Annotated in this window: 8 protein-coding genes; 3 read left to right on the top strand and 5 right to left on the bottom strand. The window is 74.8% G+C overall.

All coding sequences use genetic code 11. From position 1 onward, the window contains the following. Positions 1 to 120: 120 nt before the first annotated feature. Both MCM47_RS01775 and MCM47_RS01770 read left to right on the top strand, forming a co-directional pair. Complete coding sequence (locus tag MCM47_RS01775; RefSeq protein WP_238740226.1) at positions 121 to 987, top strand: helix-turn-helix transcriptional regulator; 867 nt, start codon at positions 121 to 123, stop codon at positions 985 to 987. A 79-nt stretch (positions 988 to 1,066) separates the two neighbouring features. Beyond that, positions 1,067 to 2,524, top strand: coding sequence for an aldehyde dehydrogenase family protein (locus tag MCM47_RS01770; protein WP_238740224.1), 1,458 nt, complete (start codon positions 1,067 to 1,069; stop codon positions 2,522 to 2,524). Between the two features lie 112 nt (positions 2,525 to 2,636). Here the strand turns inward: MCM47_RS01770 and MCM47_RS01765 are convergent, their stop codons facing one another. The 3 genes from MCM47_RS01765 to MCM47_RS01755 all read right to left on the bottom strand — a co-directional run bounded on the left by MCM47_RS01765 (position 2,637) and on the right by MCM47_RS01755 (position 6,811). Further along, positions 2,637 to 3,854: an IS30 family transposase gene (locus tag MCM47_RS01765; RefSeq protein ID WP_238740222.1), complete on the bottom strand. Its 1,218-nt coding sequence runs from the start codon at positions 3,852 to 3,854 to the stop codon at positions 2,637 to 2,639. Positions 3,855 to 4,015: 161 nt separating this feature from the next. After that, entirely contained in the window at positions 4,016 to 5,845 is a 1,830-nt protein-coding gene (locus MCM47_RS01760) for a bifunctional UDP-sugar hydrolase/5'-nucleotidase (RefSeq protein ID WP_238740220.1), read from the bottom strand. Between the two features lie 297 nt (positions 5,846 to 6,142). Beyond that, positions 6,143 to 6,811 (bottom strand): response regulator transcription factor, encoded by a 669-nt coding sequence (locus MCM47_RS01755; RefSeq protein ID WP_255751656.1) that lies wholly within the window; start codon positions 6,809 to 6,811, stop codon positions 6,143 to 6,145. Positions 6,812 to 7,616: 805 nt separating this feature from the next. Here MCM47_RS01755 and MCM47_RS42485 point away from each other — a divergent pair. Beyond that, the gene (locus MCM47_RS42485) at positions 7,617 to 10,961 is read left to right on the top strand and encodes a LuxR family transcriptional regulator (RefSeq protein WP_305067930.1); all 3,345 of its coding nucleotides are present in this window, start codon (positions 7,617 to 7,619) and stop codon (positions 10,959 to 10,961) included. Between the two features lie 51 nt (positions 10,962 to 11,012). On the opposite strand, the gene MCM47_RS01740 is transcribed toward MCM47_RS42485, so the two are convergent. Continuing rightward, positions 11,013 to 11,735 (bottom strand): hypothetical protein, encoded by a 723-nt coding sequence (locus tag MCM47_RS01740; protein ID WP_238740218.1) that lies wholly within the window; start codon positions 11,733 to 11,735, stop codon positions 11,013 to 11,015. Next, the gene (locus tag MCM47_RS01735) at positions 11,722 to 13,386 is read right to left on the bottom strand and encodes a VWA domain-containing protein (RefSeq protein ID WP_374209071.1); all 1,665 of its coding nucleotides are present in this window, start codon (positions 13,384 to 13,386) and stop codon (positions 11,722 to 11,724) included. The genes MCM47_RS01740 and MCM47_RS01735 overlap by 14 nt, the downstream gene beginning before the upstream one ends.

The raw sequence follows: 13,386 nt of genomic DNA, 5'->3' as shown, positions 1-13,386 counted from the left end.
CGCGGTGCCCGGCCCTCCTGGGCCTGGAGCGGGTGCGCTGACGGACTGTTGTTTGTCGGTGCCAAGTGGCAGACTGCGGCCGACGGCCGGGGGGCTGCGCGAGGTGCGGAGGGTGACGCGATGAGCACGACTCAGGCCGGCGGGGGTGCCACGGTACGGCGCCTGCTGCTGGGTTCCCAGCTACGCAGGCTCAGGGAGGCCCGGGGCGTCAGTCGTGAGGAGGCCGGCTACTCGATCCGCGCGTCCGAGTCGAAGATCAGCCGGATGGAGCTCGGCCGGGTCGGTTTCAAGGAGCGCGACGTCGCCGACCTGCTCACCCTGTACGGCGTGGAGGCCGAGCAGGAGCGGGCCTCCGTGCTCGGCCTGGTCCGTGCCGCCAACGCCACCTCCTGGTGGCACACCTACGGCGACGTGCTGCCGGGCTGGTTCCAGACCTTCCTCGGCCTCGAGGAGGCCGCCGCCGAGATCCGCAGCTACGAGGTCCAGTTCGTCCACGGCCTGCTGCAGACCGCCGACTACGCCCGTGCCGTGATCACCGCCGGCGGGCACGTCACCGAGGCCGCCGAGGTCGAGCGGCGGGTGGAGGTCCGGCTGCGGCGCCAGCGGGTGCTCACCGCCGAGCAGCCGCCCCAAGTGGTGGCCGTCCTGGACGAGGCGGCGCTGCGCCGGCCCTGGGGCGGGCCGGCGGTGATGCGGGCGCAGATCGACCGGCTGCTGGAGCTCACCGACCTGCCCCGCGTGTCGATCCAGGTGATGCCGCTGGGCTTCGGCGGGCTGCGTGCCGAGGGCGGCGCGTTCACCGTGCTGGGCTTCGCCGAGCCGGACCTCGCCGACGTGGTCTACCTGGAGCAGTTCACCACCGCGCTCTACCTCGACAAGCCGGCCGAGGTGGCCGAGTACGTCGCCGCGATGGACGGTCTGGTGGCGGACGGTCTCTCCACCGAGCGGAGCCGGGAACTTCTGCGCTCGGTCCGCCAAGAGCTGTAGTCCGTACGTACGATGAGTGTCGATCAGATCTGATCGAGAGGGCCTTGACGCCTTCCCGAATCGGCACGAGAGGGATCAGATGTCGTACTTCTCCGAGTTGGCGCTGCAGTACATCGACGGCCAGTGGCGCGACGGCAGCGGCTCCTGGGACATCGTCGACGTCGACCCCTTCACCGGTGACAAGCTCGCCACCATGACCGTCGCCACCGTCGAGGAGGTGGACCAGGCCTACCGGGCCGCCGAGCGGGCGCAGAAGGAGTGGGCCGCCACCAACCCGTACACCCGCCGGCTGGTCTTCGAGCGCGCGCTGCGGATCGTCGAGGAGCGCGAGCAGGAGATCACCGAGGCGATCACGGCCGAACTGGGCGGCACCGCGCTCAAGGCCGGGTTCGAGCTCGCCCTCACCAAGGACATGCTCCGCGAGTCGATGCAGCTCTCGCTGCGTGCCGAGGGCCGGCTGCTGCCCTCGCCGGTGGAGGGCAAGGAGAACCGCCTCTACCGCCTCCCGGTCGGGGTGGTCGGCGTGGTCAGCCCGTTCAACTTCCCGCTGTTCCTGTCGATGAAGGTGGTCGCCCCGGCGCTCGCGCTCGGCAACGGCGTGGTGCTCAAGCCGCACCAGGAGACCCCGGTGGTCGGCGGCACCCTGCTCGCCAGGATCTTCGAGGAGGCGGGCCTGCCGTCCGGCCTGCTCAACGTCGTGGTCACCGACATCGCCGAGATCGGCGACGCGTTCATCGAGCACCCGGTGCCCAAGGTGATCGCCTTCACCGGATCCGACAAGGTCGGCCGGCACGTCGCCACCGTCGCGGCCTCGCACTTCAAGCGGACGGTGCTCGAACTCGGCGGCAACAGCGCGCTGATCGTGCTGGACGACGCCGACCTCGACTACGCCGTGGACGCGGCGGTGTTCAGCCGCTTCGTCCACCAGGGCCAGGTCTGCATGGCGGCCAACCGCGTGCTGGTGGACCGCAGCGTCCAGGCCGAGTTCACCGAGAAGTTCGTGGCCAAGGTCGCCTCGCTGACGGTCGGCGACCCCCGGGACCCGGCCACCCAGATCGGCCCGTTGATCAACCCCGTGCAGGCCGACGCCATCACCGCCCAGGTCGACCAGGCGGTGGCGGCCGGCGCCACCGTGCTGCTGCGCGGCGAGACCAACGGCTGCCTGATGGACCCGGTGGTCCTCGGTGACCTGCCCGCCGACGCGCCCATCCTGCAACGCGAACTCTTCGGCCCGGTTGTGCTGGTGGTGCCCTTCGACGGTGAGGACGAGGCCGTCCGGTTGGCCAACGACACCCCGTTCGGCCTCAGCGGCGCCGTCCACACCGCCGACGTCGAGCGCGGGGTGCGGGTGGCGCAGCGGATCGAGACCGGCATGATCCACGTCAACGACGGCACCGTCGCCGACGAGCCGGTGGTCCCGTTCGGCGGCGAGAAGAACTCCGGTGTGGGCCGCCTGAACGGCGAGTCCACCGTGGACGCCTTCACCACCGTGAAGTGGATCTCCATCCAGCACGGGCGCAGCCGCTTCCCGTTCTGACCGGTGCCGTGGCCGCCGGGGCGGTGGCCGCCGTGGGCCGCTTCGTGACGACGGAGCCCCGCCACCTCCGGAGGCGGTTTCCAGGGATCGTTGCAACACGTGGTCGGTTTGATCAGGCCGCGACGAGTTTATGCAGGCGCTCGGCTGGGGTTTCCCAGCCGAGCGTTTTGCGTGGGCGGCCGTTGAGCTGGACGGCCACCGCCGCGAGGTGTTCCGGGCCGTGGACGGACAGGTCGGTGCCCTTGGGAAAGTACTGCCGCAGCAGGCCGTTCGTGTTCTCGTTCGAGCCGCGCTGCCAGGGACTGGCCGGGTCGCAGAAGTAAACCGGAACGCCGGTGGCGACGGTGAAGCTCTTGTGGGCGGCCATCTCGCTGCCCTGGTCCCAGGTCAGCGAGCGCATCAGGTGTGCGGGCAGAGTCTGGACGGTCTCCGTGAGGGCGTCGCGCACGTGCTCGGCGGTGCGGCCGTTCGGCAGGTGCAGGAGCATCACGTAGCGGGTGTGGCGCTCGACCAGGGTGCCGATCGCGGAGGCGCCGTCCTTGCCGATGATCAGATCCCCTTCCCAGTGCCCGGGCACCGCCCGGTCCTCCGCCTCGGCTGGGCGTTCGCTGATCATGACCATCGGGTCGGTGAAACGGGGCTGGCGGCAGTTGGTCTGGCGCTGAGGCTTGCGGCGGGCCCGGCCGGGGCGCAGGGCGCCGGCCAGCTCGCGCCGCAGCTCACCGCGGCCCTGGACGTAGAGCGCCTGGTAGATCGTTTCGTGGGCCACGTGCATCTCCGGCCGGTCGGGGAAGGTTCTGCGCAGAGCGTGGCAGATCTGTTCCGGGCTCCACTGCTCGTCCAGGCCGGCCTGGATCGCGGCCCGCAGCTCGGGGTTGAGGGCGATCTTCCCCGACTTGGGGCGAGGGCGCCGCTCGTCGGCACGGGCCTGCGCGGCATGGGGTCGGTAACTGCCACTGTCGGGATGGCAGTTGCGTCGGATCTCCCGGCTGATCGTGGACGGGCTGCGGCCGAGCTCGGCCGCTATCGCGCGGACGGTGGCCTTCTCCCGGAGCCGGTCGGCGATGTGGATGCGCTCGTCCTCGCGCAGGTACCGCGACGGTCCGGATGCGCAGGCGGGCGCCCCCCCGGGTCGAGCGGGCGCCCGGAACCTGTTCGGGTCCGTCCGGCCGTTGCGCCACTCGCGTCCAGTCCGCTCGTGGACGCCCACCAGCCGGGACGCCTCCTTGTTGCTGTAGCCCTGTCGCACAAGCCGGAAGTATTCCGCCCGCTCGGCACGGAGCTTCCTGGGCCCCTGCGGCTTCCGCTCCCCGCGAATCTCGAAGTCCATCGCACACCTTGAGCTGAGGTGTTGCGACGACCGTTAGAACCCAAGGGAAGGGGGAGGCGGGGCTCCGTCGTTCCCGGTTCCCGCTCGGTTCCCGGACGGCGGACGCCCCGCCACCCGGGGAAGTGGGTGGCGGGGCGTGGACGGCAGGCGGTCCGGCCGGATCAGAAGACCGGCTGGCCGGCCCGGACCAGGCGCCAGGACTGGGCTGCGAAGTCGGCCGGGTCGATGACGCCCTTGGCCTTCACCCACGCGATCATCGCGTTGCGGATCTCGTCCGAGTTGGCCCACACCTTCTGGGCGGCCGCGACGTGCGGGAAGTTGCCGCCGCCGTTGGCGCGGTAGTTGTTGACGGCCAGGACGAACCGGGCCGACGGGTCGAGCGGCTTGCCCTCGAAGGCGAGGTCGACGATGCGCGAGCCGACCGGCTGGGCGATGTCGATGTCGTAGCTCAGGCCGTACAGCGAGTCGTAGTTGTAGTCCGGCGTGTTCTGGGCGTTGGTCAGCGTGGCCTTGTCCACCGGCGCGCCCGGGGCGAGCTGGTTGAAGTACCTGGCGGAGAACTCCAGGTAGTCCTTCAGCTGGGCGCCCGTGAGGATGCGGGCCTCCAGGGTGTTCTCGTAGATGTACAGGCCCGCCGCGTCCCGCAGCTTGACCTGGCCGGCCGGGATCCGCGCGGTGCGGTTGAACGGCGCGGCCTGGGCGATGACCGGCAGCCCGGCGTACTGGCCGCCCGCCAGCGCCTCCTTCACCACGTCGGCCTGGACCCGGCCGATCAGGTCGATGATCGGGGTGTCCTTGTACGGCGCCTCGGCGATCGACAGCTCGATCTTGGCGGTGCCGATGACCTGGTTGACGTACGCGACCACCTTCTTGTGCTGGTCGGACATCAGGTTGACGATCTCCGGGTCCTCCGGGACGGTGTTGGAGTTCAGCACCCGCGAGGAGAGCGAGACGACCCGCCAGGCACCGCGGTCGAACTCCACCTCGAAGTCGAAGCAGGTCAGCCGCTGGCCCCAGCAGAGCGGCTCGGAGAGCACGACCGTCCTGCCGGTCTCCTTGTTGACCACCAGCCGCTGCGGGATCTCCTTGTGCGCGTGGCCCACCAGGACGGCGTCGATCCCGGGCACCTGCTCGGCCAGGGCGACCGAGGCGTTCTCCGCCCAGGGCAGCTGGTCGCCGTAGGAGGTGGCCTCGTCCATGCCGGAGTGGCAGGCGACCACGACGACGTCGGCACCGGCCGCCCGGACCTTCGGCACCCAGACCTTCGCCGTCTCGACGATGCCGGGGAAGGTCATCTTGCCGGCCACGTTGGCCTTGTCCCAGATCGCGATGCCCGGGTTGGTCAGGCCGAGGATGCCGACCTTGAGGGCCGGACCGGAGCCGAGCTTCAGCTTGCGGATGACGTAGGGAGGGAACGCCGGCTTGTCGTTGCGGGCGTTCAGCGCGTTGGCGCCGAGCAGCGGGAAGTCCAGCTGCTCCTCATAGGCGCGCAGGGTGTCGATGCCGTAGTTGAACTCGTGGTTGCCGAGCGCGGCGGCGGTGTACTCCATGGTGTTCATGGCGAGCGCCATCGGGTGCTCGGGCGCCGTGTCGGCCTCGGTGGCGATCGGCTCCACCCGGGCGTAGTAGTACGTCAGCTGGGTGCCCTGGATGGTGTCGCCGGCGTCGATCAGCAGGCAGCGGTCCCAGCCCTTCTCCTCGCGGACCTGCTTGGCCAGCGTGGAGATCTTGGCGAGGCCGACCTCGTTGTGCGCCTTGTCGGCGTAGACCGCGTCGGTGAAGTAGTCCCAGTTGAGCACCCGGCCGTGCAGGTCGGTGGTGCCCATCACGGTGAAGGCCTGCTTCTTGCTCGGCTTGCCCTTGGCCACGGCGTCGTCCGGGCCGGCCGCTGCGGCGGGGGACGCGGCGGCGAGGCCGGCGCCCCCGACGAGGGCGGCACCGGCGGCGGTGGCGGCGGACCGGGTGACGAAGTCACGGCGGTTCAGGGACATGGACGACTCTCCCGGGTGGGCGGCTGCGACGGACCGTCAACGACGGTGTGGTGACGCGCGTAGAGGTACGCGCGTAGAAGTGTGCCGTGCGACCAGGCGGATTGATAGCCCCCGGACCTTTCCAAGGGGTGAGATCTTGGCGACTCCTTCGTGACGCGGACGGGGGAGTGCTGAGCTCTCGTCAAGACGTGGAGGGCCCGGTGAGGCCGCCCCGGAGTGCACGGCGCCCGCCCGTCCGCGCTCGGGGTGGCGGACGGGCGGGCGTGCTGGGGCACCCGGGCGGGTGCCGGCCGCGGCCTAGATGTATCCCTCACGGACGGCGTGGGCCACGGCGTGCGCCCGGTTGCGCAGCTGCAGCCGGGTCGTCAGGCCGTGCAGCACGTTCTTGACGGTGCGCTCGGAGTAGGACAGCCGGGCCGCGATCTCCCCGGTGTCCCAGCCCTCGGCCACCAGCCGCAGCACATCGGCCTCGCGCTCGGACAGCCCGGCCGGGGCACCGCCCGGCATCCCCTGGACGCTCCGCTGCAACCGGCCCACCTGGGTGATCAGCCGGCCCAGCAGATCGGCCGGCAGGTCGCCGTCCCCGCGTGCCGCCGCCTGCACCGCCCGGCCCAGCCGTTCGGCGGTCGCCTCGCGGCGCCAGAGGATCGCGGCCACCCCGCACTCCACCGCCTCCAGCAGCTCGCTCTCGCGCATCCGCTCGACCACCAGCACCACCCGCTGCTCGGCGCCGCGCACCAGCTTGCGGAGCGTCGCCACCACGGCCGCGTCCGCCTGCTCGGCGAGCAGCACGGAGACCGCGCCCGGACCGGCCGCCGCCTCCTCCACCAGCTCCAGGCCCGGGTCGCGGCGCAGCTGCGCCTCGGCGCCGGCCCGGGAGATCGGGTCCGCTGCCCGCACCACCACCGTGGTCCGGCCGACGGCGGCCGGGGCGGCGCCCGGCCGGCCGACATGGTGGGCGGGCAGCGGCCGCGGGGCCGCCGAGGTCCGCGGCAGCGCCGCCGCCCCGGGGACACGCCGGGCCGCGCCGCGGCGGTCGTGCTCGCTGTGCAGGACAGTCAATCTGGCCCCCTCCAGGAGAATCGCGGGCCCGCTCGCCGGACGGCCGGCCCGCTGCGCCGAGGGGGGCGCCGCCCGGTGAACGGGCGGGGCGGGGGCCGCGCGGTCGTGCGGCCCGGGAGCGACGGTGCCCCCGAGGACCTCCATGCTTCCCTCCGGGACGGGCCGCGGCCATCGTGGTCCACCACGAGATCGCGCCGCCCGCGTGGCATCGCCGCAGCGCAGCAGTGCCGCTCCCGGCCGCCGCGCGGACGGGGGTAGGGTTCTCGTCCGGGGGCGGGGCCGGAGCGGTGCGTGCACGAGCGGGCAGCCGGCCGGCCCGGTGCCGCCCGGTACGGGTTCGCCGGACCGCCCGGTCGTGCCGGACGTGCCCCGCCGGGAGGGCTGGACGGCGGTCGCCGGACCGGGCCGACCTGCCCGAACGGACCCGGTCGTTCCGGTCGCTCAGGGCGGGTCGTTCAGGGCCGGTCGTTCAGGGCGGGTCGCTCAGGGCTGGTCGTTCAGGGCGGTCGCTCCGGCTGGTCGTGGCGGTGGAGAGCACCACGGCCTCGCGGTGGGGCGGATGGGGCGACCGCGAGGTGGGGCGACGGCGGGGCAGTGCGACGGCGGGCCGTCGGCGCCGGACCCGGTCGACCGGCCGTCAGGTCGACTCCCCATGACGGCGAAGAGATCCCGACCGGCCACCGGCGGGAATCCCGGGGAGGGAAGCAGGATGAGCACCGTCAGTACCCGCGGACCGCGACCGGACCGGGTCACCCCGTTCCCACCGGCGCCACCGCTCGCCGCCCGCACCCCCCACCTGGAGCGGATCACCGAACTCACCGACCGCGCCCGGGCCGGTGCCGGCGGCGCCCTGCTGCTCACCGGCGCGGCCGGCACCGGCCGCAGCGCCCTGCTCGCCGAGGCCGCCCGCCGCGCCGCCGCCGGGGGCACCACCGTCCTCTGGGCCCGCTGTTCCGCGGACGAGTCCGACACCCCCTACGCCGCCGCCCGCCAGCTCTTCGAGTCCGGCCCCGGCCCCGGACTCTCCCCGGCGCCCGGCCGCGACACCCTCGCCGGCGGGGCGGTCAGTTCGGGCGGGTCGGGCGGGTCGGGCGGTTTCGGACCGCGTGCGTTCGGGCCCGGCGCCGTTCGGCCGGACGCCGACGGGGCGGCCGCCGAGGACGCCCTCTGGTCGCTCCTGCGGATCCACGCCGCCCACCACCCCGTCCTGCTCGCCGTCGACGACGTCCACCTCGCCGACCGGCCCTCCCGGGACTGGTTGCGCGGTCTCGCCCGCCGGATCGACCGGCTGCCCGTCCTCCTGCTCGCCACCGAGCGGCGGCAGGCCACCCTCGGCACCCCGCCCGAACGCTTCACCCGCGGCCTGCCCCCGGGCCTGGTCGACAGCCTCCGGCTCGACCCCCTCGACGCCCGCACCGCCGCCCTGCTGGCCGCCCTCCGGCTGGGCCCCCGTACCCCGGCCGCCGTCGCCGCCGACTGCGTCCGTGCCACCGGCGGTAACCCGCTGCTGCTCACCGCCCTCCTCACCGACCTTGCCGGCCCCACCGGCCCCACCGACCTTGCCGGCCCCACCGGCCCCACCGGCCTCACCGCCGACCCGTGCGGCCCGGGCCCCGGCCCCGGCGCCCCTCCCGACGCGACGGCCCCGGGCGCACTCCCCGACAGCTGCCCCCGCCCGGCCGACGGCGCCTTCCCCGAAGCCGTCGAGGAGTGGCTGCGCGGCGGCGGCGACCGCGCCCTCGCCGCCGCCCGTGCCCTGGCCCGGATGCAGGAGCACCCCGCCGCCCGCACCGCCCCGCTGCCCGGTGCCGACCCCTGCGCCCCGGCGGCCATGCTCGCCGAACTCGCCGGCACCGACCCCGACCGCACGGCCGCCTGGCTCGCCGAACTCACCGCCCAGGGCCTGCTCGACGACCCCGGCCCAGGCCAGTGGCCCCGCTTCGCCCACCCCCTGCTGGCCGACGCCGTCCTCGCCGGCCACGAACCCGGCCACCGCGCCCGGGTCCACCGCGCCGCCGCCGAGTACCTGCACCGCAGCGGCGCCCCCGACGAGCGCATCGCCGGACACCTGCTGCTCACCCCCGCCCCCGGCCCGCGCTGGGCCGCCGACACCCTGCGCGCCGCCGCCCGCAGGGCCGCCCGCGGCGACCGCCCGGCCGACGCCGTCGCCCTGCTGCGCCGCGTCCTGGACGAGCCGCTCGGCGACCGCCGACGCGGCCTCGTCCTCACCGAACTCGGCAGCCTGGAAGCCGCGCTCGGCCCGGACGAGCGCGTCGCCGGCGTCCGTCACCTCGCCGAGGCCGTCGACCTCCAGCGCTCCGACGAAGGCGTCTTCCGGACCGCCAACACGCTCGGCGCCGTCCTCGCAGCCCGCGGCGACGCCCCCGCCGCGCTGGAACTGATGGAGGAGCTGGCCGAGCGCTTCGGCGACCGCGACGACCTGGTGCACGCCGTCCAGGCCGCCGCCGCGCTGATCGCGGCCCACGACGGGCACAGCTGGCTCCAGGTGGTCGAGGGCGTCCGGCGGCTCGCCGCCCGCGGCGCCCAACGGCTCGCGCCGCCCGCGTACGCGCTGCTCACCGAGTTCGACTCCACCAGCGGCCTGCTCTCCGCGGCGGAGGTCGCCGGCCGCGTCCGGGAGCTGCTCGCGGCCCCGGTGGACCCGGTCTGCCGCCCCTACGTCCTGGTGTCCGCCGCCACCCTGGCCCAGTGGGCCGACCGGCTGGGCGAGGCGGACCGGCTGGTGGACCGCGGCCTGGCGGCGTACCGGGGGCCGTCGCTGGACCCCGGCTACCAGTGCCTGCTGAGCGTCCGGGCCGAGACCCGGGTGATGCGCGGCGAGTACCAGGCCCTGCTGGAGGACTTCGCGCTCACCGGGCCCGCCCCGGCCGCGCGCCGCAGCGCGGGTACGGGCGGGGCCGCGGGTACGGGCGCCGGCCCGGGTGCGGGTCCGGGTGAGGTGCCGCCGGGGGAGCCGGCCGGGCGGCGCGAGCGGGGGGAACCGCCGCTCTCCTGGTGGTGCGGCGGCGACCCGGCCGAGGACGGCACCGGCAGCGGCACCGGGCGCGACGGCCGGGTGGACGGGGCGGACCGCGCCGACCGGGCGGACCGCGCCGACCGGGTGGACCGCGCCGACCGGGCGAACCGGGCCGGCCGGGTGAACCGCGCCGACAGCCCCGAGGCGGCCCGCGCCCGCTACGCCGGCCTGCTCGGCCAGCAGAACGCCCACCTGGTCGCCCAGGCCGTGATCGCCCTCACCGAGACCGGCCGGTACTGGCAGGCCCACGGCCTCGCCCGGGCCGTCGCCGCCGACCACTCCCAGGACTCCTGGGAGTGGAACGAGTACCTGTACGCCCGCGGCCTGCTCCGGCTGGCCACGGGTGAGCCGGCCGCGGCGCTCATCGACCTGCTGGAGTGCGGGCGCCGGCAGACCGAACGGCAGGTCCTCAGCCCCATCGTCACCCCCTGGCGCTCGACCGCCGCCGACTGCCACACGCTGCTCGGCGAACCCGGCCCGGCCGTCGCCCTCGCCGAGGAGGAGCTGGCACTCGCCCGCACCTGGGGCACCCCCCGCACCGTCGCCCGCGCCTTACGCGCCCTGGCGGCCGCCACCGGCGGCCGGCACGGGCTGGACCTCGCCGCCGAGTCCGTCGGCCTGCTGCGCGGTGCCGAGGTGGAGGTCGAGCTGGTCCCCGCCCTGATCACCTATGGTCGGCTGCTCGCCGAGGGCGGCCGGCGGGGCGCCGCCCGCCGGGCGCTGCGCGAGGCCGCGAGCCGTGCCGAGCGGCTCGGCGCGGTACGGCTGCGCGGGGTCGCGGTGGACTCGCTGCGCGCCTCGGGCGCCCGGCTCGGCCGTGGCGAGCACGCGGGCGCCGAGGCGCTGACCGACAGCGAGCTGAGGATCTGCCGGCTGGCGGTGGCCGGCCACTCCAACGCCGAGATCGCCGCGATGCTCCACCTGGCGCTGCGGACGGTGGAGACGCACCTGACCAACAGCTTCCGCAAGCTCGGCGTGCGGCGGCGGGTGGAGCTGGCCGGGGTGCTGGAGGGCTGATCGCCGCCCTGCCGGCACCCGGGAGGTGCCGGGGCCCGGCGGGCGCGGTGGTCAGGCGCCCAGCGACACCGCCATCAGCTCCACCTCCAGGGCCAGTTCCGCCTCCGGGCCGGCTCCGGAAGCCGTCCAGCGGTCCCAGGTCCGGGCCCGCAGGTAGCCGTCCACCGCCACCGGCAGCCGCCGGGCCACGATCAGCTCGGCGGCCGGCTCCGGGCCCACCTCGCGCAGCCGCGTCAGCAGCCCGTCCAGCAGGCCGTCCAGGCGGGCGGACGAGGGGAACGGGACACCGTCCAGGTAGGCGGCCAGCTCCTCCAGCTCGGGCCAGGCCGGGCGGCGGGTCGGTGCCGGGGCCGGTGCCGGGGCCGGTGTCGGGGCCGTGCGGGGGCCCGCCGGCGTCGCCCGGCCGCCGGGCGCGGACGGGGAACCGGAGCCGCCGACCGGCCCGCTCGCGCCCGTGGACCCGCTCGCGCCCGCCGCTTCGCCGGACCCGCCCGCTTCGCCGGACCCGCCCGCCGCACCGATCCCGCCACCGGGCGGCTCGGCCGTCCTCCCGGACGGCCAGAGCAGCACACCGGCGCCGTACAACGCGGCCACGATCCCCGGCCACAGCGCCCCGCCGAACCCGGCGAAGTGCAGCCCCAGCCCGCCCGCCCCCGCCGCGCAGCCGACCAGGTTGCGGGTCGACTCCAGGTAGCCCCAGGCCCGCCGGCCGAACGACTCCCCGCCACCCGCGCCGCCGGTCGCCGGCCCGCCACCCCTGCTACTGGTAGCCACGGATCTCCTCGAACGCCCCGTCCAGCGACCCCGTCCCGTCGAACAGCTTCCCGCCGGTCAGCTCCGCGATCCCCTGCAACTGCCCCTTGGCGGCGTCACCGAACAGGATCGGGAACACCGGCACCGCCTTCTGCGCCGACGACAGCCCGTTGTAGAACGCCCGGAAGTCCTTGTCCGTCGCGCCCTCGTTGCTCTCGCCGTCCGTCATCAGCACGATGGAGGTGAACCGGTCGTCGCCCGCCGCGGCCTGCTGCCGCTCGATCACCCGGTACGCCTCCTCCAGCGAGCTGTACACCGCGGTGCCGCCGTCCGCCGACAACTGCTGCACGTCCGCGTTGATCGCCGACAGCTCCTCCTGCGGCCCCGGCCGGCTGCCGCTCGGCGGCACCGTGTGCGTCCTGGTCGACTTCACCTTGGACGCGAACGAGATCAGCGTGACCTCCTCGCGGTCCCGGAACCGCCGCACTCCCCGGGTGTCGTCCGACCCGGTCAGCCCGCCCAGCGCCCGCTTCAGCGAAGCCAGCCGGTCACCCGCCATCGACCCCGAGGTGTCCAGGACGTACACCGTCCGGGACGGCCGGCGAAGCTCGTTCTGGTACGAGGCCAGCAACCCGTCCGCCACCGCCCGGGTCCCCGGGAACGGCAGCTCCCGCCGCCGGTCGCCGGGCAGCGACGGCGCCGCCGCCGTACCGGCCGCCACCGGGCGGCGCAGCGTCAGCTCCGAGATCCGCTTCTGCACGTCGTCCCTGAGCAGGTACGCGGTCAGTTTCTGGAACGCCTCCCGCTCCCGCTGCGCCGACGAACCGAGCAGCGTCAGCGGGTAGTTCGCCGAGACCACGCCGTCCACCGGGCGCACCACGGTCAGCTGCTGGTCCGCCGGCAGGGTCTTGTTCAGCGACAGCAGCACCGACTCGTAGTTCACCAGCGCCCCGACCCGGCCCCGCTCCGCCCGGGTGTACGCCTGCGCAAGCCACCCGGACGAGCCCGAGGTCAGCTTCTGCCCGGTGAAGAACTGCTTCAGCGCCGGCGTCGCCTTCTGCACGTCCGCCTCGGTCAGTGCCGCGTCCGCCCCCGAGAGCGCCGACGCCACCGCCACCAGCGCCGAGAAGCCCGAGTTGGACCGCGACGGGTCGGACATCCCGTACGCCAGCCGCCCGCTCGACGCCGCCTCCGCCAGCTGCGCCCACGTCACCTTGGAACCGTCGCCCCAGCCCAGCTCCCCGAGCGTGGACGCCCGCACCCCCACCGCCACCGGGGACACCATCACCGGCGTCTCCGACAGCAACTTGGCCTTGGCGCCCTCGTCCAGCCGCAGGTAGTGGTTGGACGGGAACCAGATCGCGTCGTACCTGCCGTCCGCCCGGCCCGAGGAGACCGCCTCCGCGCCGTCCAGCGAACCGGTCCAGGCGAACTGGACGGTCACCCCGGTGGCCTGCTGCGCCTCCTCCAACACCGGTGCCATGTCCTGCAGTTCACTGCCGGCCAGCACCCGCAGCACGCCTGCCCGGGCGGTCGGTGCCGGCGCGTCGCTCTGCCGCGGGCCCGGTGACGGCGAGGGCGAGGACGTGCACGCCGTCACCGCCACCAGCACGGCCAGCCCCGCCGCCAGCCACCGGCCGCCGCGCCGCGCCGCGGCCGCCGCCCCCGCCAT

It is taken from the genome of Kitasatospora sp. A2-31 (assembly GCF_022288725.1).
In the GTDB taxonomy this organism is placed as follows: domain Bacteria; phylum Actinomycetota; class Actinomycetes; order Streptomycetales; family Streptomycetaceae; genus Kitasatospora.
Note: the sequence above shows the minus strand (reverse complement) of the source record. Positions and strands in the feature narration are given on the sequence as shown.